29 protein-coding genes and 2 riboswitches are annotated in these 24,687 nt (G+C 68.8%); of the genes, 20 read left to right on the top strand and 9 right to left on the bottom strand.

The window, feature by feature from the left end; translation table 11 throughout:
* The first annotated feature begins 80 nt into the window (after positions 1-80).
* From R2K23_RS23970 to R2K23_RS23940, 7 genes are all read left to right on the top strand, one after another.
* Positions 81-1,448, top strand: a complete 1,368-nt coding sequence (locus R2K23_RS23970; RefSeq protein WP_316513195.1) for an aromatic ring-hydroxylating oxygenase subunit alpha — start codon at positions 81-83, stop codon at positions 1,446-1,448.
* A 43-nt stretch (positions 1,449-1,491) separates the two neighbouring features.
* Positions 1,492-2,016, top strand: a complete 525-nt coding sequence (locus R2K23_RS23965) for a hypothetical protein (RefSeq protein WP_316513192.1) — start codon at positions 1,492-1,494, stop codon at positions 2,014-2,016.
* The gene (locus R2K23_RS23960) at positions 2,013-2,477 is read left to right on the top strand and encodes a hypothetical protein (protein WP_316513190.1); all 465 of its coding nucleotides are present in this window, start codon (positions 2,013-2,015) and stop codon (positions 2,475-2,477) included. The genes R2K23_RS23965 and R2K23_RS23960 overlap by 4 nt, the downstream gene beginning before the upstream one ends.
* The gene (locus R2K23_RS23955) at positions 2,474-3,766 is read left to right on the top strand and encodes a cytochrome P450 (protein WP_316513188.1); all 1,293 of its coding nucleotides are present in this window, start codon (positions 2,474-2,476) and stop codon (positions 3,764-3,766) included. Before R2K23_RS23960 ends, R2K23_RS23955 begins: the two co-directional genes overlap by 4 nt.
* A gap of 3 nt (positions 3,767-3,769) precedes the next feature.
* Positions 3,770-4,525, top strand: a complete 756-nt coding sequence (locus R2K23_RS23950) for an SDR family NAD(P)-dependent oxidoreductase (RefSeq protein WP_316513186.1) — start codon at positions 3,770-3,772, stop codon at positions 4,523-4,525.
* A complete protein-coding gene (locus R2K23_RS23945; protein ID WP_316513183.1) occupies positions 4,522-5,355 on the top strand; it encodes an enoyl-CoA hydratase/isomerase family protein in 834 nt (277 codons plus the stop codon). Before R2K23_RS23950 ends, R2K23_RS23945 begins: the two co-directional genes overlap by 4 nt.
* Positions 5,356-5,655: 300 nt before the next feature.
* A complete protein-coding gene (locus R2K23_RS23940) occupies positions 5,656-6,018 on the top strand; it encodes a nuclear transport factor 2 family protein (RefSeq protein WP_316513181.1) in 363 nt (120 codons plus the stop codon).
* A 5-nt stretch (positions 6,019-6,023) separates the two neighbouring features.
* Here R2K23_RS23940 and R2K23_RS23935 read toward each other — a convergent pair whose 3' ends face one another.
* Positions 6,024-6,878 (bottom strand): MerR family transcriptional regulator, encoded by an 855-nt coding sequence (locus R2K23_RS23935; protein ID WP_316513180.1) that lies wholly within the window; start codon positions 6,876-6,878, stop codon positions 6,024-6,026.
* A gap of 61 nt (positions 6,879-6,939) precedes the next feature.
* On the opposite strand from R2K23_RS23935, the gene R2K23_RS23930 reads away from it, so the two are divergent.
* The 7 genes from R2K23_RS23930 to R2K23_RS23900 all read left to right on the top strand — a co-directional run bounded on the left by R2K23_RS23930 (position 6,940) and on the right by R2K23_RS23900 (position 12,163).
* On the top strand, positions 6,940-7,698 hold the full coding sequence (locus R2K23_RS23930) for a PIG-L deacetylase family protein (protein ID WP_316513177.1): 759 nt from the start codon (positions 6,940-6,942) through the stop codon (positions 7,696-7,698).
* 112 nt (positions 7,699-7,810) lie between these two features.
* Complete coding sequence (locus R2K23_RS23925) at positions 7,811-8,764, top strand: metal-dependent hydrolase (protein ID WP_316513174.1); 954 nt, start codon at positions 7,811-7,813, stop codon at positions 8,762-8,764.
* Positions 8,757-9,932, top strand: a complete 1,176-nt coding sequence (locus R2K23_RS23920; protein ID WP_316513172.1) for a hypothetical protein — start codon at positions 8,757-8,759, stop codon at positions 9,930-9,932. The genes R2K23_RS23925 and R2K23_RS23920 overlap by 8 nt, the downstream gene beginning before the upstream one ends.
* A 98-nt stretch (positions 9,933-10,030) precedes the next feature.
* Positions 10,031-10,642, top strand: a complete 612-nt coding sequence (locus R2K23_RS23915) for a TetR/AcrR family transcriptional regulator (RefSeq protein WP_316513171.1) — start codon at positions 10,031-10,033, stop codon at positions 10,640-10,642.
* A 133-nt stretch (positions 10,643-10,775) separates the two neighbouring features.
* A complete protein-coding gene (locus R2K23_RS23910; protein WP_396892684.1) occupies positions 10,776-11,576 on the top strand; it encodes a cutinase family protein in 801 nt (266 codons plus the stop codon).
* A 42-nt stretch (positions 11,577-11,618) separates the two neighbouring features.
* Entirely contained in the window at positions 11,619-11,870 is a 252-nt protein-coding gene (locus R2K23_RS23905) for a type II toxin-antitoxin system ParD family antitoxin (RefSeq protein ID WP_316513169.1), read from the top strand.
* Entirely contained in the window at positions 11,867-12,163 is a 297-nt protein-coding gene (locus R2K23_RS23900) for a type II toxin-antitoxin system RelE/ParE family toxin (RefSeq protein WP_316513167.1), read from the top strand. Before R2K23_RS23905 ends, R2K23_RS23900 begins: the two co-directional genes overlap by 4 nt.
* A gap of 33 nt (positions 12,164-12,196) precedes the next feature.
* Here the strand turns inward: R2K23_RS23900 and R2K23_RS23895 are convergent, their stop codons facing one another.
* On the bottom strand, positions 12,197-13,225 hold the full coding sequence (locus tag R2K23_RS23895; protein WP_316513165.1) for a fused (3R)-hydroxyacyl-ACP dehydratase subunits HadA/HadB: 1,029 nt from the start codon (positions 13,223-13,225) through the stop codon (positions 12,197-12,199).
* A 181-nt stretch (positions 13,226-13,406) separates the two neighbouring features.
* Here R2K23_RS23895 and R2K23_RS23890 point away from each other — a divergent pair, with 181 nt between their 5' ends.
* Entirely contained in the window at positions 13,407-14,399 is a 993-nt protein-coding gene (locus tag R2K23_RS23890; RefSeq protein WP_316513163.1) for a glycoside hydrolase family 6 protein, read from the top strand.
* A 218-nt stretch (positions 14,400-14,617) separates the two neighbouring features.
* On the opposite strand, the gene R2K23_RS23885 is transcribed toward R2K23_RS23890, so the two are convergent.
* From R2K23_RS23885 to R2K23_RS23870, 4 genes are all read right to left on the bottom strand, one after another.
* Complete coding sequence (locus tag R2K23_RS23885) at positions 14,618-15,679, bottom strand: ABC transporter substrate-binding protein (RefSeq protein ID WP_316513161.1); 1,062 nt, start codon at positions 15,677-15,679, stop codon at positions 14,618-14,620.
* Positions 15,680-15,687: 8 nt separating this feature from the next.
* Positions 15,688-16,485 (bottom strand): ABC transporter ATP-binding protein, encoded by a 798-nt coding sequence (locus R2K23_RS23880; protein WP_316513159.1) that lies wholly within the window; start codon positions 16,483-16,485, stop codon positions 15,688-15,690.
* Positions 16,482-17,537, bottom strand: a complete 1,056-nt coding sequence (locus tag R2K23_RS23875; protein WP_316513157.1) for a FecCD family ABC transporter permease — start codon at positions 17,535-17,537, stop codon at positions 16,482-16,484. The genes R2K23_RS23880 and R2K23_RS23875 overlap by 4 nt, the downstream gene beginning before the upstream one ends.
* Before the next feature lie 43 nt (positions 17,538-17,580).
* Positions 17,581-17,765, bottom strand: a riboswitch (cobalamin riboswitch).
* Complete coding sequence (locus R2K23_RS23870) at positions 17,765-18,409, bottom strand: TetR/AcrR family transcriptional regulator (RefSeq protein WP_316513155.1); 645 nt, start codon at positions 18,407-18,409, stop codon at positions 17,765-17,767. Its footprint overlaps the riboswitch before it by 1 nt.
* 167 nt (positions 18,410-18,576) lie before the next feature.
* Here R2K23_RS23870 and R2K23_RS23865 point away from each other — a divergent pair, with 167 nt between their 5' ends.
* Positions 18,577-19,596, top strand: coding sequence for a phosphotransferase (locus tag R2K23_RS23865; protein WP_316517532.1), 1,020 nt, complete (start codon positions 18,577-18,579; stop codon positions 19,594-19,596).
* Positions 19,597-19,608: 12 nt separating this feature from the next.
* Here R2K23_RS23865 and R2K23_RS23860 read toward each other — a convergent pair whose 3' ends face one another.
* Entirely contained in the window at positions 19,609-20,340 is a 732-nt protein-coding gene (locus R2K23_RS23860) for a (2Fe-2S)-binding protein (protein ID WP_316513153.1), read from the bottom strand.
* A 54-nt stretch (positions 20,341-20,394) separates the two neighbouring features.
* A riboswitch (cobalamin riboswitch) is annotated at positions 20,395-20,517 on the bottom strand.
* 263 nt (positions 20,518-20,780) lie between these two features.
* Between R2K23_RS23860 and R2K23_RS23855 the strand changes: the two genes are divergently transcribed.
* From R2K23_RS23855 to R2K23_RS23840, 4 genes are all read left to right on the top strand, one after another.
* Positions 20,781-21,263 carry a general stress protein gene (locus tag R2K23_RS23855; RefSeq protein ID WP_316513151.1) on the top strand — a complete coding sequence of 161 codons (483 nt, stop codon included), beginning with the start codon at positions 20,781-20,783 and terminating at the stop codon, positions 21,261-21,263.
* 92 nt (positions 21,264-21,355) lie between these two features.
* Positions 21,356-21,982 (top strand): biotin transporter BioY, encoded by a 627-nt coding sequence (locus R2K23_RS23850; RefSeq protein ID WP_316513149.1) that lies wholly within the window; start codon positions 21,356-21,358, stop codon positions 21,980-21,982.
* Positions 21,975-22,670, top strand: a complete 696-nt coding sequence (locus tag R2K23_RS23845; RefSeq protein ID WP_316513148.1) for an energy-coupling factor ABC transporter ATP-binding protein — start codon at positions 21,975-21,977, stop codon at positions 22,668-22,670. Before R2K23_RS23850 ends, R2K23_RS23845 begins: the two co-directional genes overlap by 8 nt.
* Positions 22,667-23,269 (top strand): energy-coupling factor transporter transmembrane component T family protein, encoded by a 603-nt coding sequence (locus R2K23_RS23840; protein ID WP_316513146.1) that lies wholly within the window; start codon positions 22,667-22,669, stop codon positions 23,267-23,269. Before R2K23_RS23845 ends, R2K23_RS23840 begins: the two co-directional genes overlap by 4 nt.
* A 6-nt stretch (positions 23,270-23,275) precedes the next feature.
* Here R2K23_RS23840 and R2K23_RS23835 read toward each other — a convergent pair whose 3' ends face one another.
* Positions 23,276-23,728 carry a hypothetical protein gene (locus R2K23_RS23835; RefSeq protein ID WP_316513144.1) on the bottom strand — a complete coding sequence of 151 codons (453 nt, stop codon included), beginning with the start codon at positions 23,726-23,728 and terminating at the stop codon, positions 23,276-23,278.
* Between the two features lie 25 nt (positions 23,729-23,753).
* A complete protein-coding gene (locus R2K23_RS23830; RefSeq protein ID WP_316517531.1) occupies positions 23,754-24,551 on the bottom strand; it encodes an SDR family NAD(P)-dependent oxidoreductase in 798 nt (265 codons plus the stop codon).
* Positions 24,552-24,687 lie beyond the last annotated feature (136 nt).

Raw genomic sequence — 24,687 nt, 5'->3', positions numbered from 1 at the left:
TCAAGTGACTTCAGTCGGCAGGCCCTCGCCGGCTTCGATCTCTGCGGACTGGTGGTCGCTGACGAATTTCAGGAGGACTCATGATGCCCGCAACGCGCCCCGGCGATTGGCTCAATCCCGATTCGGGCCTCGGGCTGGGTTTGGAGGACGTCAAGCCCGGCACGTTCAACATGACCATTTCCACCGACCGGTACACCTGCCCGGAGTACGCGGCGCGGGAGCGCGACGCGATCTGGATGCGGTCCTGGCAGATCGCGGGCCGGGTCGACGAGTTGCCGAAGCCCGGGGACTGGAAGCGCTACCAGATCATGGATCAGTCCTTCATCGTCGTCCGCGGCAAGGACGAAGTGCTGCGCGGCTTCGTCAACGCCTGCCGGCACCGCGGCAACGCGTTGTGCATGACCGATACCGGCAACGCCAAGCGTGGCTTCCTCTGCCAGTACCACCTCTGGTCCTACGACCTGGACGGCAGGCTGAAGGGCATGCTGCGGGAGAACCTGGCCGGCCCGATCGACAAGACGGAGAACTCCCTGCTGCAGGTGTCGGTGGACACCTTCGCCGGCTTCATCTTCCTCAACCCCGACCCCGACGCCGAGCCGCTGCGGGAGTATCTCGGCGAGGACGTGGTGACGCTGCTCGAGCCGTACAACATCGAGCAGTTCACCGTCGTGATGGACGTCAAAGAGGCAATCGAGTGCAACTGGAAAGTCGTCATGGATGCCTTCGAGGAGGGCTACCACATCAACGGCATCCATCCGCAGTTGCTGCAGGTGCTGCACATCAACCCGGCGACCGCCCGGTATCGGTTCTTCGAAAACCACAGTGTCGCAATGGCTCCCTTCGAGGTCCAAGGTGCCAGCGCGCAGGAGCAGGTGGAGGGGATGCTGGCGTTGCCGGAGACCTTCCCGGGCACGGTCGCGGTGATCCCGCGCTTCCAGGAACTGCTCGCCCCCTATCAGGACGACGACGGCAAGGTCGCCTTCCCGGACGACGTCACGCCCCGGGCGCTGCTGCAGCAGGCCACCCGCGAGGTGCTGACCGGCATGGGTCTCGACGTCAGCAACCTCACCGACGACCAGATGGTCGACAACCAGGGCTGGGTGCTGTTCCCCAACTACTTCATGACGGTCCGGGCGGGTGAATGCCACGTCATCATGTCGGCGCCGCACCCGGACGGCGACCCGAACCGCTGCATCTGGCACGTCGCCAGTTACATGTATCTGCCGGAGGAGTTCCGCGACGCGGTGCGCGCCGAGGCGATCGTGGTCGACACGCCGGGCAGCCACAAGTATTTCGAGGCCCTGCAACAGGATTACGAGCAGATGCCGCGCCAGCAGAAGGGTCTGCGCAACACCCGTCTTGACCACATGTCGCTGGTCAAGGAGGAGGTGGTGATCGCCCACTTCCACTCGGTGGTCGACCGCCACCTGGCCGCCGCCCATAGCTGACACCAACCGCCAATCCCTGACCCCGACAAGGAAGACACCCCGTATGAATCTCGAAGAACGCTTGGCCCACCACACCCGGATGGCGGAGGCCTACCGCGACGCCTACCTGAGTGAGGGCGTCAAGGACGGCGCCGCCTTCGCCGAGGCGTGGAAGTTCGCCGCCGACGGCGTGTACGTGTCGCCGTACTTCACCGGCGATCAGGTGTTCCCGTTCACCGAGTTTCCCACCGACACCGCGCGGGCCTCCACCATGGAGGCCAAGGCCTATTCGCTGACCTTCCCGGACTGGAAGCCGGCCAGCTTCGACTACTGGCCCGCCAGCAACGGTGTGACCATGAAGACGCGCTGGGAGGGACACACCAAAGACGGTGTGAAGATGGGCTTTTACTCCTACAGCTTCATCCTGACGAATGATGACGGGGAGCTGACCCGGTGGGAGACGCACGTCAACGACGAGTACAGCACGTTCCTCGACGTGGCGATCGGCGTGCACGGACCGTTCAACGGCACCAGTGAGTACGTCGAGGCCCTGGAGCGCACCCTCGCCGCCGCCGGGATCTCGGTGTGATCACCATCGACGACGCGATCGGGCAGGCCACCGGGCGGTTGCGGGCGGTACTGGAGTACAGCAAGACCATGAAGGCGTTGGTGGACGCCGCCAAGCAGCCCGACTTCACGGTCGAGAGCTGGGCGCCGCTGGCCGAACTGATCGCCGTCGACGGCTTCGTGCGCGTCGGACCGTTCAAGGAGGTGATGAACTGGGCCGAATACACCGAGTTCCTGACCAACTGGGCGAAGTCCTCGGATTGGGATTGTTCGTTCCGGCGCATCAGCGAGGCGGGTGACGTGATCTTCCTCGAACTCGAGGAACGCAGCCGGATCGGCGATTTCAGCAGCGTCGTGAACACCGCCTCGGTCTATGAGTTCAACGCTTCGGACAAGATCACCGCGATGGCCGTGTATTTGCAGATGGAGCTGCCGGATCCGGCGGCGATTCCCAGCTTCGAGAACGCCGAGGAGAGTAAGTGACCGACCAGCGCGTGGGTTTCGACGTCGACGCCGTTGACTTCTTCACCGACAACACGCTGCTCCACGACCCGTACGACTACCTCGCGGCGCTGCGCGAGGAATGCCCGGTACGCCGGGAGCCGCACCACGACGTCGTGATGATCACCGGCTACGACGAGGCCGTGGCGGTCTACAACGACAACGAGCGGTTCTCGTCGTGCACCGCGGTTACCGGACCGTTCCCGGGTTTCCCGGTGCCGCTGGAGGGCGATGACATCTCGGACCTGATCGCCGAGCATCGCGACAAGCTGCCCTTCAACGATCAGCTGCCCACCCTGGATCCGCCGCTGCACACCGATCACCGGGCGCTGTTGTCGCGGATGATCACTCCGAAGCGCCTCAAGGAGAACGAGGAGTTCATGTGGCGGCTGGCGGATCGCCAGTACGACGAGGCGTTGACCGATGGAACCTGCGAGTTGGTCGGCGATTTCGGCAACCCGTTCGCCATGCTGGTGATCGCCGACCTGCTGGGCGTGCCCGAGTCCGACCACGAGGACTTCCGGGCCCGGTTGTTGACCTCGACGGGCACGATCGGCAGCAGCGGTGGCGACGCGATGCATCATTCGCCGCTGGAGTACCTGTACGGCAAGTTCACCGACTACATCACCGAACGCCGGGAGAACCCGCGCGACGACGTGCTGACCGGCCTGGCGACGGCGCTGTTCCCCGACGGCAGCACCCCGCCGGTCCTCGACGTCGTCTGCGTGGCGGCCAACCTGTTCGCGGCCGGGCAGGAGACCACGGTGCGGTTGCTGAGCACCGCGGTGATGATGATCGCCGAGGACGCCGAGCTGCAAGCGACGCTGCGCGCCGACCGCAGCCTGATCCCCGGCTTCGTCGAGGAGGCCCTGCGGTTCGAGAGCCCGATCCGGGGTGACTTCCGGTTGAGCAAGGTGCCCGTCACCGTCGGCGGGGTCGACCTGCCGGCCGGAACCACGGTGATGCTGAACAACGCCGCGGCCAACCGCGATCCGCGCCGGTTCTCCGACCCCGACACGTTCGATCTGAAACGCCCGAATGCGCGGCAACACATCGCCTTCGGGCGAGGACCGCACAGTTGCCCGGGTGCTCCGCTGGCACGCGCGGAGGCCATGGTCAGCCTCAACCGGTTGTTCGACCGGACCGCCGACATCTGGATCGACGAGGACCAGCACGGCCCGGCCGGCGCGCGCCGCTACCGGTATCTGCCCACGTTCATCCTGCGCGGCCTCACCAAGCTGCACATCGGGTTCACCCCAGAAAGCCACTGACACATGCCGTTTGAAGGAACCACCGCCATTGTCACCGGCGGCGCGCAGGGTCTTGGCCTGGCAATCGCCGAAGCGCTCGTCGAACGCGGCACCAAGGTCGCCGTGTTCGATCTCGACGGCGAGCAGCTGACCGCCGAGGTGGCCCGATTACGGGAGCGCGGCGGCACCGTCCGCGGCTACACCGTGGACGTCTCGGACCGCGGCCAGGTCCAGGCGGCCGTCGAACAGGTGCGCGCGGACCTCGGGCCGGTGCTGATCCTGGTCAACAACGCCGGCATCGAACAGTTCGGCAAGTTCGCCGAGATCACCGACGAGCAATGGGATCGGGTGATGGCGGTCAACCTGCGTGGACCGTTCATCTGCACCCAGGAGGTGCTGCCGGACATGCTGGATGCGGCCTGGGGCCGCATCGTCAACATCTCCTCGTCCAGTGCCCAGGGCGGGCAGTCCCAGATGGCCGCCTACGTCAGCTCCAAGTCCGGCGTCATCGGCTTCACCAAGGCCTTGGCACTCGAGTTGGGGCCCAAGGGAATCACCGTCAACACCATCCCGCCCGGCATGGTGGTGACCCCGATGCTCGAGAAGGCCATCGCCGAAGGGCGGTTCACCGCCTCCCTGGAGCACTTCGCGAAGATCACCCCGGTGCGCCGGGCGGGCCGCCCGGAGGACATCGCCAACGCCGCCATCTTCCTGTGCCAAGATGAGTCCTCCTACGTGACAGGACAGATCATCGGCGTGAACGGGGGTCGGCGCACATGACCGAATCGGCTGCGGGGCAACAGGGTCCGCGGCCGCCGGAAGGCGACTGGCTCGGGACGAAGTTCCTTCGTTTCGACCGGGAGGGCCCGTTCGGGATCTGCACGCTGGATCGGCCCGAGGCTCGCAACGCGATGACCCCGGCGATGTACTTCGGCATCAAGTACGCCGTCAACCACGTGGGGACCGACCCCGACCTGGCCGGGTTGCTGATCACCGGTGCCGGCGACGTGTTCGCGCCCGGCGGTGACATGGGCGGCGGCGGCGACGACAACTGGCTGACGTTCGGCAACGCGCTGGGGATGGATGCGCTGCCGTTCGACACCCTGCGGCAGTCGGCGAAGCCCGTCGTCGCGGCCGTCAACGGGTTGTGCCAGGGCGGCGGCCTGCAGATCGCCCTGTGCGCGGATATGGCCGTCGTCAGCGAACGGGCCACCTTCCGGGTGCCGGAGCTCTACCGGGGCATCGCCGACACCTACTACAGCCAGATGCTCGCGCGGCTCATCGGGCCGGTGCGGACCCGCGACCTGATGTTCACCGGGCGCACCCTGTCGGCGAAGGAGGCGCTGGACTGGGGCATGGTCGCCCGGGTGGTCCCGCACGACGAGTTGCACGACGCGGCGCGCGAGGTGCTCGCGCAGTGCTGCCGCACCGCGCCGGGCGCCCGCACCGTGGTCAAGTCCAGCCTGGACAACTACTTGGGCCTCTACGACCGGATCGGCATGCAGGCCAGCCTGGGTACGCCCGAGTCCATCGAGGGCTTCATGGCGTTCAAGGAGCGGCGCTCACCGGACTGGGTGCACCCGGCGCTGCGGATCGACGGCCGGCTCTGAGCGGTTTGCGGGTGTGGCGGGGACGAACAGCACCACCACGCGCATCGCCCCCGCGGTTCCGTCGCGCGCCTCTCTCCGGCCCCTTTCGATTGGCGCACGTCAACTTTGGGTGACGGTTGTCCACAGGACTACTCGGGTGCGACTACGCCCGGTGCGCCGGGCGGCCGGCCGCCACCCCCTTGTGGATAGTTGTCAACGATGGGTGACGGGCCGCAATCGAGTGGGGTGGGGGAGCCAGGACCTGGGGCGCTCGGCGACCGCGGTTGACCCTCCCCCAGGGGGAGACCACACCGTGGAGTCATGACCATCGACAAGACCACGGTTCAGGTTCCGGGGGCCGCGTTGCCGCCCGTGATTACTGCTTACTTGGCCGCCCAGTTGGCCCGCGACGCGACGAGTGCGCTCGCCGCTTTCACCGCCGACGCCGTCGTCACCGACGAGGGCCGGACCTACCGCGGACGACAGCAGATCGCGGCCTGGCTGGGTAGAGCGGCCAGCGAATACACCTACACCACCGAGTTCACCGGCTCCACCCAGAACGGCCCGGAAAGCTACGACGTCACCGCCCACCTGGAGGGCGACTTCCCCGGCGGAGTGGCCGATTTGCACTTCCGGTTCGTTCTCGACGGCGCGCTCATCGCCCGCTTGGTGATCGAACCCTGACGGCGCTACGCGGTCGGCGGCGCACCACTCGACGGGAGTGCTCCCTCGGCGGTCCCGGCCAGGCGAAAGACCGGCCAGCCGATCTCGGTTCGCCACTGTGCCGCGTCCGGGGTGTCGCGTGGTCCCACCAGGTAGGTCTCATGGACGGGGCCGTCGACCGCCAACGCGTGGTTGACAATCCACGCCCCGAGCCGCCCATAGGTGACGTCGAGGCCGTCGTGGGGGCCCGGGTGGACGACGACCGCGAGTTCGGCCGGTGGCAGGTCGGCGATCCCGATGCGGCCGACCCGGCGGGGATCGCGCACCGGCCGGAACACGGTCATTCGCCCGGCGCCGTGGCTGAACAACTCGTTGTCGTACAGCCCGCCCGGCGGGCCGAGCCGTTCCGACGTGGGGAACTCGGCATCCAATTCGTCCAGCGCCGACGAGAACCACCGCAGCGAATCCTCGAGCCGTACCCGCGCGCTGATCTGCGCGACCTTGCGCGACGGGATCGACCGCAGCTCGACGCGGATGTCGGCGGGTTCCGGCCGCAGCAACCGGCGTAGCGAGGCGACGGAGTCGCGGGCCCGCTCCAGTTCGGCTTCGGCGCGGCGTAGATGCCCCGCGATCACCTCGGCGCGCTGCTGCGGGTCGTCGGTCGCCAGGATCGCGCGGATCTCGGCCAACGGCACGTCGAGTTCGCGGAGCCGGTGTATCACCTGCGCCGTCGCGATCTGCTCCACGGAGTAGTAGCGGTAGCCGCTGAACTCGTCGACCCAGGCCGGTTCCAACAGTCCGGAGTCGTGATACCGGCGTAGTGTCCGAACGCTCAGGTGTGTCACCGTCGCGAACTCGCCGATGCTCAATCGGGTCGCCATGGGGCTCCTTCGTCGGCCGCGTTAATTGATCACTTTGCCGCAGCGGTGGGATGCTCGCCGCATGTCTCTCAGTGATGATCGTCCGGCGCCCGCTCTGCAACCCGTCCGCGAGGATTGGGACAGCGCGCTGTGCGTGGTCGCCCACCCCGACGACATGGAATTCGGCGCCGCGGCGGCCGTGGCGCGCTGGACCCGGCAGGGCAAGCGCATCGTCTACTGCATGGTGACCAGCGGGGAGGCCGGCATCGACGGGCTGCACCCAGCCCAATGCGGCCCGGAGCGGGAGGCCGAGCAGGTGGAATCCGCCCGGATCGTCGGCGTGGACGTGGTGGACTTCCTCCGGCAACCCGACGGCGTCCTGGAATATGGTGTGCCGCTGCGCCGGGTGATCGCCGCAGAGGTACGGCGGCACCGCCCCGACATCGTCATCACCAACAACTTCCGCGAGGGCTGGGGTGGCCGCGCGCTGAACCAGGCCGACCACATCGCCACCGGGAAGGCCACGCTGGATGCGGTCCGCGACGCCGGCAACCGATGGATCTTCGCCGATCAGCTCACCGGCGACCTGGAGCCGTGGGACGCCGTGTTGGAGGTCTGGGCGGCCGGTTCCCCGGACGCCGGGCACGGCGTGGACATCACCGAAACCTTTGAGCTGGGCGTGGATTCGTTGCGGGCGCACCACGCCTACATCGAGGGTCTGGGCTGGGAGCACTTCGATCCCGCGGAATTCCTCGGGCAGGCGTCCCGGCAGGCGGGGGAACGGATGGGCGTGGAGCACGCGACGACGTTCGAGGTGTTCTCGATGGGCTGGGGTGACTGACCCCAGTAAGACCCGACCCCCAGGGCTCTTGTCATCATACAGTCAGACGACATAGTGTCTCGTTGTATGTTGATGACCGTTGCCACGGGCAACGCGCGATGAGGGGTCGGTTATGACGGATCTGATCGTCCGCAAGATGCGGTTCGCGTTCGCGAGCCACCCGGTGCCGTTTCTGTGGAACGAGGCCAATCCCGCGTTCTCGGGCATGGCCAACGCGGTGTCCTTCCTGGCCATCGGCTTCGAGAAGATGATCGGCCGGATGATCACCGAGGCCATGCCGCTGATCAAGGACCCGGCCATCGCCGAGGAGGCCGACGCGTTCGTGCGCCAGGAGGGCCAGCACGCGATGGCGCACCGCCAGCACGCCAAGGCGCTGATCAAGTCCCATCCGCAGCTCCAGGACACCTTCGACAAGGTGATCGCGGCGTACGACGACTTGACCGCCAACACGCCGCTGAAGTACCGGCTGGCCTACACCGCGGACCTGGAGGCCACCTTCACCCCGGTGTTCAAGCTGATGCTCGACCACGACGACACGTTGTTCGCCGCCGGCGACGACAGGGTGGCCTCGCTGTTCCTGTGGCATTTCGTCGAGGAGGTCGAGCACCGCAGTTCCGCGCTGCTGATCTACGACGAGGTCGTCGACGACCCGTGGTACCGGATGCGGGTGGCGCCGTCGGTCTTCAAGCACGTGTGGTCGGTCATCCAGATGGCCTGCGACGACTTCAACTCCTACGTCCCGGTCGAGGACCGGAAGGTCGACGCGATCTCCACCTTCGGCATGCAGCGCCGCAAGAAGGCGTTGCTGCAGAAGCTCCCGTTCCTCGAGGTCCCCGACGACGGCCCGTTCGGAAATGCGTTCGGACATCTGCCGATCCGGGAACAGCTGGCCGCGGTCGTCGGGGTGATTCGCAGTCAGATCCCGGGGCACGACCCCGCGCACGAAAAGCTGCCGGCGCTGGCCCAGGTCTGGTTCGATCGCTACGACGCCGGCTACGACGTCACCCGGTGGTACACCGCCGATGCCCAGGACAAGGTCGAGTGGAAGCAGGCCGCTGATGTCTGATCTGTGTGCGCCCACCTTCGAGGGGCTGGCCGAGCGCCTCGGATTCACCTGCGAGGAGGCCGGCGGCCTGTTCGAGCTGCGTAACCCGTTCGCACTGGAGAACTGGACGCTGCCGGTGCTCGAGCTGACGATCGTGCTCGGCGCCGTGCTCGCGCTGGTGTACGCGATAGTGCGGCTGCGCCGCCACAACGACCCGACCAACCTCGTGCTGTGGATCGGTGCCATCGCCTATCTGGCGATCATCGAACCGCCGCTGTACTTCCCCGCCGCGTTCGGCATCGACGAGTACGTCGACACGATGTTCGCCCACAACGTGTTCACGGTCGAATTCCTCTGGGGCAGGCTCCCGCTCTACATCATCGCGATCTATCCCATGATGGCGACGATCGCCTTCGAGCTCGTCCGGGCGCTGGGCATCTTCCGTCGCTACGGCGCCTTCGTCGGCGCGCTCTGCGTCGGTTTCGTGCACCACGCGTTCTACGAGATCTTCGACCACCTCGGCCCGCAGCAGCGGTGGTGGGAGTGGACGTTGGACCATCCGATGGCCCAACCGTTCCTCGACTCGGTGCCGCTGCCCAGCGTCGTCGTGTTCGCCACGCTGTGGCCGATGTCGCTGGCGTTCTGCGTGCAGTTCTTCGTCGGCCGGCACATCGACGCCGGCCGCAGCTTCTCCGCGGGCCAACTGGTGTGGCGGACCATCGTGATCGGGGTGCTCGCCTCGATCGGCACCGCCATCCTGCCGCTGCCGGCGACGATCTCCGGCGGCATCACGGGCAGCACCACCGTCATCGGGGTGGTGTATGCCGCCGAGCTGGTGGCGCTCTCGGTGGTCGCGATCCTGATCTTCGCGCGTCAATGGCGCCGGCTGCGCAGCGGCGCCAACGAAGACCTGCTGGCCATCCAACCCCACTCGCCCGGAATCATCTTCGGATTCGCGGCGGTGTACCTGGCGGTCATGGCGGTGCTGTGGATCGCCGCCTTGCCGGCCTACTTCGGTGCGGTCGACGGGGTGACCGCCAACGGCGATCCGGTCGGCAGCCTCTGGTACACGATCGGCTGCTTCGTCATCGCCGTGGTGACCCTGGCGATGGCGGCGCTGGCGCACCGCTCGGTGGCCGGCGTGGTGGTGCCCGCCCCGGATGCGGCCGTCGAATCCGACCGCGTCTGATCTTCCTGCGCGAGGAGCGCTGAGGGCGACGTCGGGGCCACCGGGTCGCGCCACCGGAGGCGATATCCTGCTGGTTCGGTGTGGGCAAGGAGTTGTGGGTGGCGCGTAGACGCGGCTGGGTCGGGGATCCGCCGAGCAACGACGAAGAGGCCGCCCAGCGGATCGTCGACGCGGCGGTCAAGTTGATCGCACAACGCGGCGGGGCCGTCAGCATCGCCGACGTCGCCGCCGAGATCGGCGTGATCCGCCAGACCGTCTACCGCTACTTCCCGACCGCCGACGCCCTGATGAAGGCGGCGGCGTTCGCCTCCGTCGATGAGTTCTTCGATCAGCTCGCCGCCGCCGTGCAAGGCATTCCCGACCCGGCCGACGCCATGGTCGAAGGGGTGCTCTTCACGCTGGAGGAGGTGGCCCGCAACCCGCACCTGGGCACGCTGCTCTCGCAATCCTCCGGCGGTACCCACACCAGCGACGTCGCCTCGCCGACCTCCCAGGGCTTCGGCCTGCGGATGCTCGCGCGCTTCGACGTGGACTGGGCGCACTACGGCTACGACGAGCCCGCGAAGCGTGACCTGGTCGAATTCACCCTGCGGGTGATCCTGTCCTTCTTCGTCGCACCCAACGACGCCGCCCGCAGCCGCGAGGAACTGCGGCGGTTCCTGCGGGACTGGCTGGGCAGCGCGATACTGGCCCAGCAGCACCGCCGGTGAGCTTCGCCGCGTAACGGCGCCCACCCCCACGGACGACGTAGGGGGTAGTGCGGCGCCGGGATCGACAGCTCGACGCCGCGGGAGTTTCGGAAGGAAGTCTGCTGTATTTCGTCGTCTGGGACTGGCCCTCGCGGTGGCCGCGGTGCCGCTGGCCGGGCTGACCGCCGGGACCGCCGTACCTGCCCCCACCTGCGCCGATGTGCACTGGATCGGCGCCGCGGGCTCGGGTCAGCGCGACGGCGCGGGTCTGACCGCCAACGGCGGAATGGGTGACGTCGTCTACCAGTCCTACCAGCAACTGCGGACCGGTCTGGCGGCCGACGGGCAGACCATCACCGCCGAAGCCGTCGAGTACCCGGCCGCGCCCGTACCCGTCGACGGTGGGATCGGCGGTTGGATGGACTTCATGGACAGCGTCGAGGACGGCACCGACGCCACCGCCGAGCAACTCGAGGCCTTCACCGAGAAATGCCCCGACACCAAGGTGGTCCTGGCGGGCTACTCACAGGGTGCGATGGTGATCCACCGCCATCTGCACGACCTGGGCGACGACCCGCGGGTGGCCGCGGCCCTGTTGGTCGCCGACGGCGATCGGCTGCCCGCCGACACCACCATCAACATGGGGTCCACGGCGGTGCTGCCCAGCGTGGGTAAGGGTGTGGCGCAAGAGCATTCGTTCCTGGCGTCGACGGACACCTCGCCACTACCGGTGGCGATCGGCGCCCGCACCGTCAGCGTCTGCGACGTCGGCGACCCGGTGTGCGATTACGACCCCGATCAGGAGGCGCTGTCGCCGTCGGCCATCGCGATCCACACCGCCTATGCACCGGCCACCAGCGGCGTGCACGCCTGGGGAACGCCGCTGTACCAGCTGGTCAGCAGCGCCGTCGCGGCGTCGCAAGGGTCGACGGTGAGCACCGCCCACGGAGCGTGACCAGGGCCCGCGTGGTACCAGATATTGGTAGCATTTGCGCTTATGGGTAAGAACACCTCGTTCAGCCTCGATGAGCACTACAGCGACTTCATCGACCAGGAGGTCGCATCGGGCCGATACCGGTCTGCCAGCGAGGTGGTCCGTTCTGCCCTGCGGCTGCTCGAGGATCGGGAAACGCGTCTACGTGCCTTGCGCCAATCGCTGGTTGCAGGGGAGCAAAGCGGCGAATCCACTGAGTTCGACTTCGACGAGTTCATCGCGCGGAAGCGAAATGAAGAGTCCCGCGGCCGGTGACGAGGTTCGTACTTTCCCCCGCTGCGCAAGCCGACCTGGAAGAGATCTGGGACTACACCCACGAGCGCTGGGGTGCAGAGCAAGCGGTCGGTTACCTGCGTGAGATCCAACGCGGTATCGAACGAGTCATCGCCAACCCGATGATCGGCCGAGCCTGCGACGAGGTTCGTGCCGGCTATCGGAAGCACGCCATTGGGGCGCACATGTTGTATTACCGGATCGTCGGTGGTGACGTGATCGACGTCGTACGGATTCTCCACCAACGGATGGATGTCGACCGCCACTTCGACTGAGGATGGTCGCTTACAAAGTAGGGACGGTCTGGCTCAGCTGAACCGCAGACCCAACGTCGCCAGGCCGAAGATCTTGCGGCCGGCCGACTTCGCGCCGACGAGCAGGACGCCGCTGCGGGTCTCCGGGTCCAGCGACTTGACCCGGCCGCTGAATTCGATGTCCGCACCCTCGGCGGCCGGGACGATCGCCGGCGCCGACAGTCGCACCGCCAAGCGGGTCACCGCGCCCGGGTCCCCGTGCCAGGTCGAGGCGAATCCGGTGCTCAGGCCCATGGTGAGCATTCCGTGCGCGATCACGTCGGGCAGTCCGGCGAGCTTGGCGATCTGCTCGTCCCAGTGGATCGGGTTGGCGTCGCCGGCCACCCCGGCGTAGTTCACCAGGTCGCCGCGGGACAGTCGGGTGTGGTGCACCGGCAACTCGTCGCCGACCTGCACCTGCTCGAAGGACGGCGTGGCGAGGGGGCGGTCACCCGGACCGGCGATGCGCACCTCACCCTCGGGGCGGACCGTCTTCTGGTATCCCTCCTCGGCGTCACCGATGTCGAGGATGTTCATGTCGTGCATCATGGCCCGCTGCACGGCGCCCTTGATGGCCGGATCGACGTCCTCGGCGGTGACGCCGACGACGGTGGTGTGCAGGGTGTGCACCCGCTCGCCGGCGGTGTCGGTGAACGTGTTGGTGACCGTGATCAGGTCGCGCCCGGCGATCTTGCGCACGGAGGTCAGCTCGACGTCGATCTCCAGTTCGTCGCCCGCGACGATGGGGCGGTGCTGCTCGAAGACCTCCTCGGTCTGCATGTAGGTGTCGTAACCGACGACCACCTCTTCGAACATGCGCCGGTTGCAGGCCATCGCCGGGGTGGAGGTGAAGGTCAGCGGGGCGACCAGCCCGGAGTAGCCCAACTCGGCGGCGGCGTCGACGTCCCAGTGCGCCGGGTGATAGTCCTGCACCGCCCGGGCGTACTCACGCACCTTCTCGCGGCCCACCAGGTAGGGGGTGTCCATCTTGTAGTAATGGCCGACCCGAGATTCGAGCGTCGACGTTTCTGCTGCTGCGGTCATGATTTGCCCAACTCTTCTACCGGCCTGTTCGCTTGAGGCCGACCTCAGCACATTAACGTGCGGACGGGCTGGTCAAAAAACCGGCGAAGTCGAGTTCGGGTGCGCGGCGGCGGTGCGCCGGGTCCGGATCTGCGCCCCGGGGAGGCTCCGCGACGGCTCGACAACTATGTTTTCTGGGGTGATGTCCTCAGCTGCCGGAGCAGTCGCTCGTTGGATGACCCCCTTCCTTTCCCTGGCGGTGGTGCTGGGCCTGGGATTCCTGGCGCAGCCGGCCCAGGTCGGTCCGGCGCCGCAGGTGCGCCTGACCGCCGACGGCAACCCGCTGGCCGGCCAGACCTTCTACGTGAACCCGAACTCGGCGGCCATGCGCGCCGCCAAGAGCGCCGGAGGTAGCCGCGAGCTCGACTACATCGCCAACACCCCGCAGGCGTACTGGATGGACCACAGGTCCACCCCGTCGGTGGACGCGAAGTACATCCAGACCGCCCAGGCCGCGGGCACCATGCCGATCCTGGCCCTCTACGGCATCACGAACCGGGACTGCGGCAGCTACGCCGCGGGCGGGTTCGGGTCGGCCGCGGCCTATCAGGGGTGGATCGACGGCGTCGCGGGCGCCATCGGCTCCGGCCCGGCGGCCGTCATCCTCGAACCCGACGCGCTCGCGATGGCCGACTGCCTCTCGCCCGCGCAACGCCAGGAGCGCCTCGACCTGATCCGTTACGCCGTGGACCGGCTCACCGCCAACCCGGCCACGGCCGTGTACATCGACGCCGGCCATTCGCGCTGGGTCAGCGCCGAGTCCATGGCGGGCATGCTCAACGAGGTCGGCGTGGCCAAGGCCCGCGGGTTCAGCCTCAACACCGCCAACTTCTTCACCACCGACGAGCAGATCGGGTACGGCGACGCCATCTCGGCGATGACGGGCGGGAAGCCATACGTGATCGACACCTCGCGCAACGGGCGCGGCGCCACCGACGACGAGCTGTACTGGTGCAACCCCGCCGGCCGGGCCCTGGGCTCCGCGCCGACCACGGCGACCGCCAGCCCGAACGTCGATGCCTACCTGTGGGTCAAGCGCCCCGGTGAGTCCGACGGCGCCTGCAACGGGCACCCCCCGGCCGGGACCTGGGACAACAGCTACGCCCTCGAGCTGGCCCGCAACGCGGGAATCTGACCCCTTCCGGCGCGAGCGGGCGCGTCCCCGGCCGACACACCCGGGAAATCTCGGTCATGCGCACGCTCGCGGCGGCCATGGCCCAGCCGGGACAGCCCTCTCCAGGAAGACTCTCGGCCCGCACTCGTCAGTGAGTGTTGACGCCTACCCACAGCCTGTGGATCGCCGTCATCAATCGATGACGAGTTGCAATCGAGTGAGGCCGCAGACAGGTACCGCTACCCCAGCCAGTCGTTGCCCGCCAGCCCCAGCGCAGCGACGTCCAACCGTGGCACGGTGCCGGACGCCGGGGCCAGGTCGTGGCGCTCGAGCACCGAGCGCAGCGTCTCGGCGGCGTCGATGTTGAGCGGACTGGACACCCACATGGCGTAGGGGAAGTTGATGAACCGGTTCTCCCGGACCGCCTTGAGGTTTCGGCTGGCGGGATTGCTGCGCAGCGCCGCGATCTTCTCCTCGACGGACTGCCCCGGGTAGTCGACGAAGGCGATCAGATCCGGGTCGGCGATGCTGATGCGTTCCCAGCTCACGGCGGTCCAGGTGTCCTGCACGTCCTCGGTGGCATTGCGCGCCCCGGCCGCGTCGATGATGCCCTGCGGACCGCCGAACGCCCCGGAGGAGAAGATGGTGTCGCTACCGCTGTCGAACACGAAGACGGTCGGCTTCTGTTCCGGTTGCGGTGCGGCGCGCAGACTTTCGAGCCGTGCGGCGATGTCGTCGGCAGCCTGGGCGCCGGTCTCGGCGTTGCCGGTGATGATCCCGATGTTGCGGAGGTCGGTGTCGAGGGCGACCCACGGGTCCATGGTGCCGCGGACGCGTTCTCCTGCCACCGGCCGGCACGCCTCCGACAGCTGGTATACGTCAATACCATGCTGCGCCAATACTTCTGGTGTGATGCCGCGCGCCTCGCCCATCCCGTAGTTGTAGCCGGCGTAGAGCACCTGCGGGCGGGCGCCGACGATGTTCTCCAGCGACGGCTGCGCGGGGGCGACCTCGTTGAGGCTGTCGACCTGCTCGCCGTACACCAGGCGCAGAACGTCGGCGTCGCGGGCCAGGGAACTCACCGCCGTCATCTGCTCGCGTGCGCCCGCGGCCAGCGCAATGGCGATCATGCCGCCGTCGTTGACGAACAGTCGCTCCAGCGGCTGTGCAAAGCTGACCTCGACGCCGCAGTTGGTGACGGTCACCGTGTCCGTGGCGGCGGTGTCGGCCTCGGCGCTGCAGCCGGTCAGGCCTAGGATCGCCGAAAAGGCCAAAGCGGCAGCGGGTTTGGTGCGAATCATGACATTCCTCAATCGGTGGACGCCGGGTCGACGTGGGTGAGCAGGAGATAGGGGAGGCCGGTGTCGGGGTGGGGGACGATGTCGCCCGCCACTTCGAAGACCCGCCGGAGCAACTCGGGGTTCAACACCTCGGCGGGCGGTCCGTGCATCAGCAACCCACCCTCGGCGACGACGGCGACCGCGTCGAAATGCCGCAGCACCAGATCCAGGTCGTGCATCGCGGCGATGACGGTGCAGTGCAACTCGTCGAGCACCTGCATGAACCGCAGTCGCCAGGCCGCATCGAGGTGGTTGGTGGGTTCGTCGAGGACCAGCACGGGTGTCTGCTGAGCCAGCGCGCGGGCCAGCACCACACGGTGCCGTTCCCCGCCGGAAAGCTGGGTGCAGGCCCGACTTCCCCAACCCCCCAGGCCCACCGAAGCCAACGCGGCGTCGATGATGCCGCGGTCCTGCGCCGCGGCCACCGACCACGGCTGCCGGTACGGGGTCCGTCCCAGGCCGACGGCCTCGGCCACGGTCAGTTCCCCCGACGGCCGTTCCTCCTGCCCGACGAAGGCGACGGTGAGCGCCCGGCGCCGCGCCGACATCCGGCCCAGCTCCCGGCCGGCCACCTCGACCGCGCCGGCGGACGGGGCGTCGAGGCCCGCCAACGTGCGCAGCAGCGTGCTCTTGCCCGCACCGTTGGGGCCGACGACGGCCAGCCGCGTTCCGGCGGGGACATCCAACTCGACCCCGCTGACGATGGTGCGGGTGCCGCGGCAGCACCGCAGCCCCTGCGCGCGCACCGGCGCCGACACGGAGCTCACGAGCTGTTCCCGAACTCGTAGCGCCGCCGCCCCATCAGGAACAGGAAGATGGGTGCGCCGATCAGCCCGGTCAGGATGCCCAGCGGCATTTCCCGCGGGGCCGCCGCGACCCGCGAGATCACGTCCACCCACACCAGGAACAGCGCCCCGCCGCACACCGCGACGGGCAGCATCGCCCGATGCGTGGCCCCGACGACCAGGCGTGCGGCGTGCGGGACGATGAGTCCCACGAACCCGATACCCCCGGAGACCGCGACCAGCACACCCACCAGCACGCCCTGGATGACGAACAGCGTGGTGCGCAGCCCGCGCACCGGAACGCCCAGCGAGGTGGCGGTGTCCGAGCCGGCGGCGTAGGCGTCGAGCCAGGAGTGGATGGCGATCATCGCCGCGAGCGTGACCACCACCACCGTGGCCGCCAACGGCACCTTCGCCCACGTCGCCCCGGCGACGCTGCCCAGCATCCAGAACATCACGCCCTCGGCGGCGTGCGGATCGCCGGCGGTGAACACCAGCAGCGACGACATCGCCATGAACGCCGACGACAACACCACGCCCGAGAGGATCAGCCGCAGCGCGGTCAGCCCGCCTTGGGCCCGAGCCACGGTGTAGACGGTGAGGGTGGCGATCATCGCGCCCAGCAACGCACCGCCGGACAGTGCCCAGACGCCCAGGCCGGCGAACGCGCCGAGGGTGATCACCGCGGTCGCCCCGACGGCGGCCCCGGCCGACACCCCGAGCAGGTACGGCTCGGCCAGCGGGTTGCGGACCAACGCCTGCATGAGCGCGCCCGCGAGGGCCAACCCGGCGCCCACCGTCGCGGCCAGCACCGAGCGGGGGAGTCGCAGGTCCCAGATGATCACGTCGTAGGCGGCGTCCACGTCGGCGCCCCCGAACCGCCCGAGGATGGTCCGCCAGACGTCACCGATCGGGATGTGTTCGGCGCCGAAGGCCACCGAGACCACGATGCTCACGGCGGTCAGGACGCCGAGCAGCGCGGTCAGCGGACCGGCGGGGAGCCGTCGTACCGCCGCAGCGCCCGTCTTGTGCACGTCTTGCCTTCGAAGTCTGGGTAACTGTGCGCGAGTTACACGGTGGACTCAACGGGGTACGGCAGGTCTTCGGACTCGGGATCGTCCGAACTCGACGCCTTCCCGGGATTGCTCCCAGTGGCCAGTGTCGAGTCCGTCTCCCACACCGCTGCGCGCCAGTCCCGGATTCGCACCGGGTTCCCTGGCACCCGCCGTCAGGCGGATGCGACCGTACTCCGGGGCTGAGGTTACCAATGCGGACCGGGATGCGGCGGTCCGGATCCGCGCGCGGGCTGTCCGGCCGGGACGATCCCGTTCAGCAGCGCATTCAGCAGACCGTCGAATTCGGTTGCCGCGTTGAGATTTCGCGGCTCGGCGACCAGCACTCGCAACAGCAGCGTGCCGATCAGGGCATCGGCGATGCCGGCGTGGTCGAGATCGGGCCGGATCTCCCCGGCCGCGGCGGCCCGGCCCAACCGCGCGACGACGCCCTGATGCTGGGGGATGCTCAGCTGGCGGTACAGCGCCTCGTTGTCCATCGGGCTGGCTGCGGCTGCTGCGATGAGCGCCCGAATCAGCGCGGCATTGGTTGTGTCAGCGAGGAATTCGGCGTGTTCGAGCAGCCAGGTTCGCAGGTCGGCGCGCAGGTCGCCGGTCTCGGGCACCTCGAACGTGCTGCGTCGACCGTAGGCGTTGAGGACGGCCTCGGCGACCATCGGGGCCTTGGAGGGCCACCGGCGGTAGAGCGTCTTCTTGCTGACCCCGGCCAGGGCAGCCACGCTGTCCATCGACACCTCGGCGTAGCCGCGTGCGACGACCAGCTTGCTCGTGGCGACCAGGATCTCGTCGTGCAACTGGGCGTCGCGTGGCCTGCCACCTCGGGCCTGAGGCATGCAGCGAGCTTAGATCAGCCGAACTCTTCCGCGGCGCGGTCGAGTTCGGTACCGTCGCAGTTACGACACGACTCGTGTCGTAACTAATTCCTGCCCGACCCGCGAGGAGCATCCGCGTGAACACGCTGACAGTGCCCGCCAACCTGGACGAGATCACGGCCGAGTGGATGACCGCCGCGTTGACCCGGCACCACCCCGAAGCGGTGGTCGACACGGTCACCGTCGAACTGCGCGACGACGGCACCAACCGCCGCGCCCGCCTGGGCCTGACCTACTCGGCCGGCGACGGGCCGGCGACGGTGTTCGTCAAGGCCGCCGACCCCGCCCACAAGGATCTGATCCGGATGACCAGCGGCATGTTCCACGAACCGCGACTGTTCAGTTCGGCCGTCGACCTGCCCCTCGAGCACCCCCTGGTCTACGCCGCGATCGCCGACGAGGACGCCTACGACTTCTGCCTGGTCATGGAGGACCTGTCCGCGCGCGGGGCCGATCCGCGGGATTCGTTGCGGCCGCTGACGGTCGAGCAGGCCGCCACCGGGATGCGGGCGCTGGGCAAAATGCACGGCCGCTTCTGGGGCGAGCGCGTGGCGGCGCATCCGGGCCTGGGCTGGCTGGAGCCGTTCGTGCCCTTCGACGGGCTGCAGTACGCCCCGCTGCCCTCGGCGCTGGAACGGCTCGACGCCGACACCCCCGCGGAAGTGTTGGCGCTGACCATCGACGAACTTGTCGAATCGATCTGGAAGCCCTACATCCGGACGCTGACCACCTCGCCGCAGACCCTGTTGCACGGGGACGCCCACATCGGCAACACCTACGTGACGCCCGCCGGCGAGGTCGGGTTCCTCGACTGGCAGATGGCCCGGCGCGGCAACTGGTCCCTGGACGTCGGCTACTTCCTGCAGGGCGCGGTGACCACCGAGGACCGTCGCGCGCACGAGCGCGCGCTGCTCGCCGAGTACCGGGACGCCCTGGGGCTACCGGGTGACGAGCTGCCGTCGGCCGACGAGATCTGGCTGCGCTACCGCGCCTCGGTGGCCCACGGCCTGGCCCTGTGGCTGGTCACCGCCAGCGCCGACGGCGGCATGTGGCAGCGCGCCGAGGTGGCCGTCGCGTTGGCGCAGCGCTACGCGATCGCGTTCGGTGACTTGGATTCCGCGGCCGCGATCGCCGAGATCGCCGACTAGCGCGACCAACCGTCAGGCCAGCGGGCAGTCACCGCATTTGGTGTGGTCCCTGGTCCGGTACCACAGGCAGCAGGTGTTGCGCCGGAGTCCGCCCGCAGCTGTCGGGACCATCTTGCTGCGCAGCGGATCCCGCGCCAGCAGCGTCGTCGCCACCGGGGTCACCCGGTCGTCGGAGCGTCCCGCGCCGACCCGTCGGGCGGCCGAGGACAGCGCCGCGGCCACATTGCCCCACAGCAGCCCGTCGGCCACCCGCACCGCCGCGCGCAGCGCAGAGTGCAGGCGGGTGAGGTGATCGGTCATGACCACCGCGGCGACGAGATCGGCGGCCTCGTCCACCGCCAGGTCGTTGCCGTCCCACCCGCGAAACTCGTTGAGGGACAGGTCTACTGATCCAGACGGGTTGACGACGTAGCGCACCGTACTCGGGTCGATCACCACCCCGCCGCGTTGCCACACGCCCAGTGCCATCGACCAGCACCGGGCGGCGAAACCGTAGTGGAACGTCGACGCGGTGACGCGGTCCTCCTCGGAACCCACGTTGTCACCGATGGTGCGCAGCAGCACCCGCAGTTGGTCCGGGTCGAACAGTTGCTCGCGGGACAACGTCGCGGTGGCCGCGCCGGTGTGCCAACCGAAGTACGGGCCGTATCTGGCGGCGGTCGCCACGGCCGCCCGCACCCGTTCGGGGTCGGCGCGCGGCGCGTCGGCGTAGGTGTCCGGCGGCAGGTAGGTATGGGCAGTCACCAGCGATCTCCGTCCCGGGGTTTCCACGCCCCGTCAGTGCGGCCCGCGTCGGCGCAGTGTCCTGACTCCCGGATCGTCGCTCGCCCCGACCTTCCAGCCCGTAGGGCCGTGGTCACGCGTGGGGTCCGCTCCCCGGTCACAGTGGCGGGACCGTGCCGGAATCACACCGGCTTCCTGGCCCCGTCGCGGGTTTACGCGCCCAGCGTAGCGCCACCGGTCTCGAGGTCAGCCGGTCTGCTGGCCGGGCCGGCCGGCGTCGGATCGCACGACGTCGCCGGGCCGAGCGTGCAGCCAGGGTCGTGATTTCGCGGGCGGGCACAACCCTGAGTGCATTTTCGCCCCCCGCGTGGCGAATCAAGTGGCAGGTTAATACCGGGCGCAGCGGGTACCCGACGCCCACGACGGCCGGGGTGCCGGCGAGTAGAGCCATGGAGGTAGCAGTGACAAGTTCCAGCAGCCACCCGGAGCAGCAGGCCGCAGGCGCGCCCGCCGATCGCCGGGTCGTCGCCTCTTTCGAGAAGTACGTCGACGCTCAGCGACTGGTGGACCGAATGTCCGACGGTGGCTTCCCCGTCGAGCACGTGCGCATCATCGGCGACGGGGTGCGCACCGTCGAGCGCGTGACCGGACGGATGACCAACGGCCGGGCGGCGTTCTCGGGGGCGGCCGCCGGTGCCTGGTTCGGGTTGTTGATCGGGCTGCTGCTGTCCATCTTCACGTTGGGACCCATGTGGATCGTGACGATGCTGGTCGCGCTGGCGATCGGCGCCTTCTGGGGCGCCGTTTTCGGGTTCTTCGCGCACCTGGCCACCCGCGGCGAGCGAGACTTCTCCAGCGTGCAAAGCCTCGAAGCTCAGCGCTACGACGTGTGCGTGTCGGCGCAGTACGCGGCCGACGCAGCCAGCTACACCCAGGGGCTCTGAGTACGCCGCCGGCGCCTCGCTCGCGCCGAGCAGCGCCGGCCTGACCTCACCGCCGCGCGGGCGCCGAGCCGACGGCGGCGATAATTGCCCGCATGGACGAAACGGCGGACGAGCCCGCGACGGAACGGGCACCGGGCCGCTTCGCCGTCTCCGCGCGCGACCTGACGCAGGCCGCCGTGTTCGCCGCCCTGCTCGCGGCCCTGGGACTGCCCGGCACCATCAGCGTCGGACCGACCGGGGTGCCGATCACCGTGCAGACCCTCGGGGTGATGCTGGCCGGGTCGATCCTCGGCGCCCGCAAGGGTGCCCTGGCCATCGCGCTGTTCTCCGTCCTGGCCATCGCCGGCTTGCCGATCCTGGCCGGCGCCCGCACCGGCCTGGTGGCGCTGGCGTCCCCGACCGCGGGGTTCTTCGTCGCCTGGCTGCCGGCGGTGCTGATCATCGGGGGGTTGACGGCGAGGATGATGCCGCGCTACGGGGCGGTCCGGGGATTCCTCATCAACGTGTTCGGCGGGATGGCGATCATCTACGCGTTCGGCGCCACCGGTTTGATGCTCCGCACCGACCTGTCGTGGTGGGCCGCGTTGGCGACGTGCGGGGTCTACCTTCCCGGGGACATCGTCAAGGCGGGGGTGACGGCGTTGGTCGCCGCGCAGGTGCATCGCGCCTGGCCCGGCCTGATCCCCAGGCGACGGGCGGCCGAGGCCGTCGATGGCTGAGCACAGCCAGGACAGCATCGCCTTCGACGACGTCGGCCACGCCTTCGGCGAACGGACGGTCCTGCGGGGCATCTCCCTGACGCTGCGCGAACGCCGGGTCGGCATCGTCGGCGCGAACGGCAGCGGCAAGTCGACGCTGGCCCGGATGATCAACGGGCTGGTCATCCCGGACCGCGGCACGGTGCGCGTGCACGGCCTGGACACCCGGCGCGCGGTCCGCAAGGTGCGCCGCAACGTCGGATTCGTGTTCACCGATCCGGACCGCCAGATCCTGATGCCGACGGTGGCCGAGGACATCGAACTCTCACTGTCGCGGCACCGCATGACCAAGACCGAACGGGCCGACCGGACCCGGCGCGTGTTGCAGCAATTCGGCCTCGCCGACCACGCCGACCAGCCCGCGCAGCTGCTCTCCGGCGGGCAGAAGCAGCTGCTGGCGCTGGCGGCGGTGCTCGTGACCGAGCCGCGGGTGGTAGTGGCCGACGAGCCGACGACGCTGCTGGACCTGCGCAACGCCCTGATGCTGCGCGCGGCGTTCGCGGAGCTGGACACCCAGCTGGTGGTGGTCACCCACGACCTGACGCTGGTCGAGGATTTCGATCGGGTGATCGTCCTCGAGGACGGCCGGATCCACGCTGACGACGTGCCGTCGGCCGCGTTGGCCGCCTACCGACGGCTGATGACATGACGGTGCTCGGTGTCTACCGTCCCGGGACGTCGGTGCTGCACCGACTCCCCGCGGGCGTGAAGCTCCTCGGACTGGGCGCGCTGATCGCGTTGGCGGCCGTGCTGGTCGATTCGCCCGCCAAACTCGGGGCGGCCGCGCTGGGCGTCGTCGCCGTGTTCGCCGCCGCGCGGATGAGCGTCAAAACCGTTGTCGCTCAGCTGCGGCCGGTGCTCTGGGTGATCGTCATCATCTTCGGGTTCCAGCTGCTGTTCACCGACTGGCGTCGCGCGTTGGTGGTGTGCGGCGTGCTGCTGTTGTCGGTGTCGCTGGCCGCGGCGGTCTCGGCGAGCACCCGCACCACCGACATGCTGGCGGCCCTGACCGGGTTGATGCGGCCGCTGGGCCGGGTCGGTTTCCCGGTCGAGCAGGTGGCTTTGGCCCTGGCCCTGAGCATTCGGGCGATTCCGTTGATCATCGACATCATTCGTCAGGTCGAGGAGGCGCGTCGGGCGCGCGGCCTGCGGTTCTCCCCGCGGGTGGTGGTCGCGCCCGTGGTGGTCGCCGCACTGCGCACGGCCGACGGGTTCGCCGAGGCGCTCAGCGCCCGCGGCCTGGACTGAGCGGGGTTACAACCGCACCAGCGAGAACGGATAGGTGAACGTCCCGCCGGGCGCCCCGTCGCAGCCGGTCGCGAACGACGAGGCCAGCGTGCCCTGCAGGGTGCCGGCGTCCCAGGTGTACTCGTCGCGGGTCGGGATGATCGGACCGTAATAGACGTTGCCGCAGCGCAATCCGTCCGGGACATCCACCGTCAAGGTGTACCGTCCGTCGGCCAGGATCGCGTTGCCGGTGTATTCGAATGCCTTGGCTATCGGCATCGGAATCGCCGAGACATGCCGACAATCCGCGGCCGCCGGCACGCAGTGCGATACCGCCCAGGTCCAGGTGTGGAAGTCGTAGCGGTCCGGCACCAGCAGTTGGTAGTTGGCGAAGAACGGCTCGGCGTTGCCCGCGGGAGCGCCGAACAGCCCCGCGACCGGCAGCGCCAGCACCGCGCACAGCAGCTTGCGGACCCTCAACTCCGACCTCCCTCGAGTTCCCGGCTCACATGTGCGACCCGCCGTCGATGCGGACCTCGGTGCCGGTGATGAAGAACGCGTCGTCGCTACCGAGCATCGCCACCACCGCGGCGACGGCATCCGGCGTGGCGAAGATCGCCCCGCCGTCGAGTGGCAGCATCGGAGCCACCTTGCCGAACAAGGTGAAGTCGGCGTCCTCGGGCAGCCCCGGGCCCACGCTCTGCTGCGAGGCGCCCGAGCCGTCGGTCATCCCCGACGAGATCGAGCCGGGCTGAACCGAATTGAAGCGGATCCCGGCCTTGGCGAACTCCGACGCCCAGGTGTGCGTCATCGCCAGAACCCCGCCCTTGGAGGCGGCGTAGGCGGCCATGTACGGGTGCGCGAACTGCGCGGAGGTGGAGCTGAAGTTCACCACCGCGGGATTCGTCCCGTCGCGCAGCGCGCCGATGGCTTCGCGAGTCACCAGGAAAGTGCCGACCAAGTTGACTCGCAGCACCTGCTCGAAGTCCGCCAGGGTGGTCTGGGTCAGATGCGCCGAGCGCAGGATGCCCGCGGCGTTCACCAGGGTGTCCAGTCCGCCGAGGCGCTGCACGGCCCGCGCCACCCCGGCCCGGACCGACTCCTCGTCGCCGACGTCCAGCACCACCGTCGACAACCGCTCGCCGTGCTCGGCCGCCTTGGCGACGGTGTCACCGAGCCCTTCGGCGCTGATGTCGGCGGCGACCACGCGGCCACCTTCCGCGAGGATGCGCAACACGCAGGCCTGCCCGATTCCGGAGCCGCCGCCGGTGATCAGCGTGCGCCGTTGGGCGTATCGGGACATCGGCCCCGGCGGCTCGGTAGGCAGGGACACGGTGGCACTCCTCGGGTCGTTGAACGCGCGCAGGTATCGACAGACGTTACGTTCTCGCGGGTCCGTCAGGTGCAGGTTGGGCGCTTCCCGGTAGGTGGGACGGAGC

The organism is Mycolicibacterium sp. MU0050 (assembly GCF_963378085.1).
Lineage (GTDB): Bacteria > Actinomycetota > Actinomycetes > Mycobacteriales > Mycobacteriaceae > Mycobacterium > Mycobacterium wendilense.
Note: the sequence above shows the minus strand (reverse complement) of the source record. Positions and strands in the feature narration are given on the sequence as shown.

Excerpts from the sequence above, each read along its gene's own strand:
- R2K23_RS23865 (WP_316517532.1), top strand. The coding sequence starts at position 18,577 with ATGACCGCCGCGTTGACCCGGCACCACCCCGAAGCGGTGGTCGACACG.
- R2K23_RS23890 (WP_316513163.1), top strand. The coding sequence starts at position 13,407 with ATGTCCTCAGCTGCCGGAGCAGTCGCTCGTTGGATGACCCCCTTCCTT.
- R2K23_RS23830 (WP_316517531.1), bottom strand. The coding sequence starts at position 24,551 with ATGTCCCGATACGCCCAACGGCGCACGCTGATCACCGGCGGCGGCTCC.
- R2K23_RS23945 (WP_316513183.1), top strand. The coding sequence starts at position 4,522 with ATGACCGAATCGGCTGCGGGGCAACAGGGTCCGCGGCCGCCGGAAGGC.
- R2K23_RS23930 (WP_316513177.1), top strand. The coding sequence starts at position 6,940 with ATGTCTCTCAGTGATGATCGTCCGGCGCCCGCTCTGCAACCCGTCCGC.
- R2K23_RS23950 (WP_316513186.1), top strand. The coding sequence starts at position 3,770 with ATGCCGTTTGAAGGAACCACCGCCATTGTCACCGGCGGCGCGCAGGGT.
- R2K23_RS23850 (WP_316513149.1), top strand. The coding sequence starts at position 21,356 with ATGGACGAAACGGCGGACGAGCCCGCGACGGAACGGGCACCGGGCCGC.
- R2K23_RS23970 (WP_316513195.1), top strand. The coding sequence starts at position 81 with ATGATGCCCGCAACGCGCCCCGGCGATTGGCTCAATCCCGATTCGGGC.
- R2K23_RS23940 (WP_316513181.1), top strand. The coding sequence starts at position 5,656 with ATGACCATCGACAAGACCACGGTTCAGGTTCCGGGGGCCGCGTTGCCG.
- R2K23_RS23845 (WP_316513148.1), top strand. The coding sequence starts at position 21,975 with ATGGCTGAGCACAGCCAGGACAGCATCGCCTTCGACGACGTCGGCCAC.
- R2K23_RS23870 (WP_316513155.1), bottom strand. The coding sequence starts at position 18,409 with ATGCCTCAGGCCCGAGGTGGCAGGCCACGCGACGCCCAGTTGCACGAC.
- R2K23_RS23935 (WP_316513180.1), bottom strand. The coding sequence starts at position 6,878 with ATGGCGACCCGATTGAGCATCGGCGAGTTCGCGACGGTGACACACCTG.
- R2K23_RS23885 (WP_316513161.1), bottom strand. The coding sequence starts at position 15,679 with ATGATTCGCACCAAACCCGCTGCCGCTTTGGCCTTTTCGGCGATCCTA.
- R2K23_RS23895 (WP_316513165.1), bottom strand. The coding sequence starts at position 13,225 with ATGACCGCAGCAGCAGAAACGTCGACGCTCGAATCTCGGGTCGGCCAT.
- R2K23_RS23920 (WP_316513172.1), top strand. The coding sequence starts at position 8,757 with ATGTCTGATCTGTGTGCGCCCACCTTCGAGGGGCTGGCCGAGCGCCTC.
- R2K23_RS23965 (WP_316513192.1), top strand. The coding sequence starts at position 1,492 with ATGAATCTCGAAGAACGCTTGGCCCACCACACCCGGATGGCGGAGGCC.
- R2K23_RS23905 (WP_316513169.1), top strand. The coding sequence starts at position 11,619 with ATGGGTAAGAACACCTCGTTCAGCCTCGATGAGCACTACAGCGACTTC.
- R2K23_RS23925 (WP_316513174.1), top strand. The coding sequence starts at position 7,811 with ATGACGGATCTGATCGTCCGCAAGATGCGGTTCGCGTTCGCGAGCCAC.
- R2K23_RS23840 (WP_316513146.1), top strand. The coding sequence starts at position 22,667 with ATGACGGTGCTCGGTGTCTACCGTCCCGGGACGTCGGTGCTGCACCGA.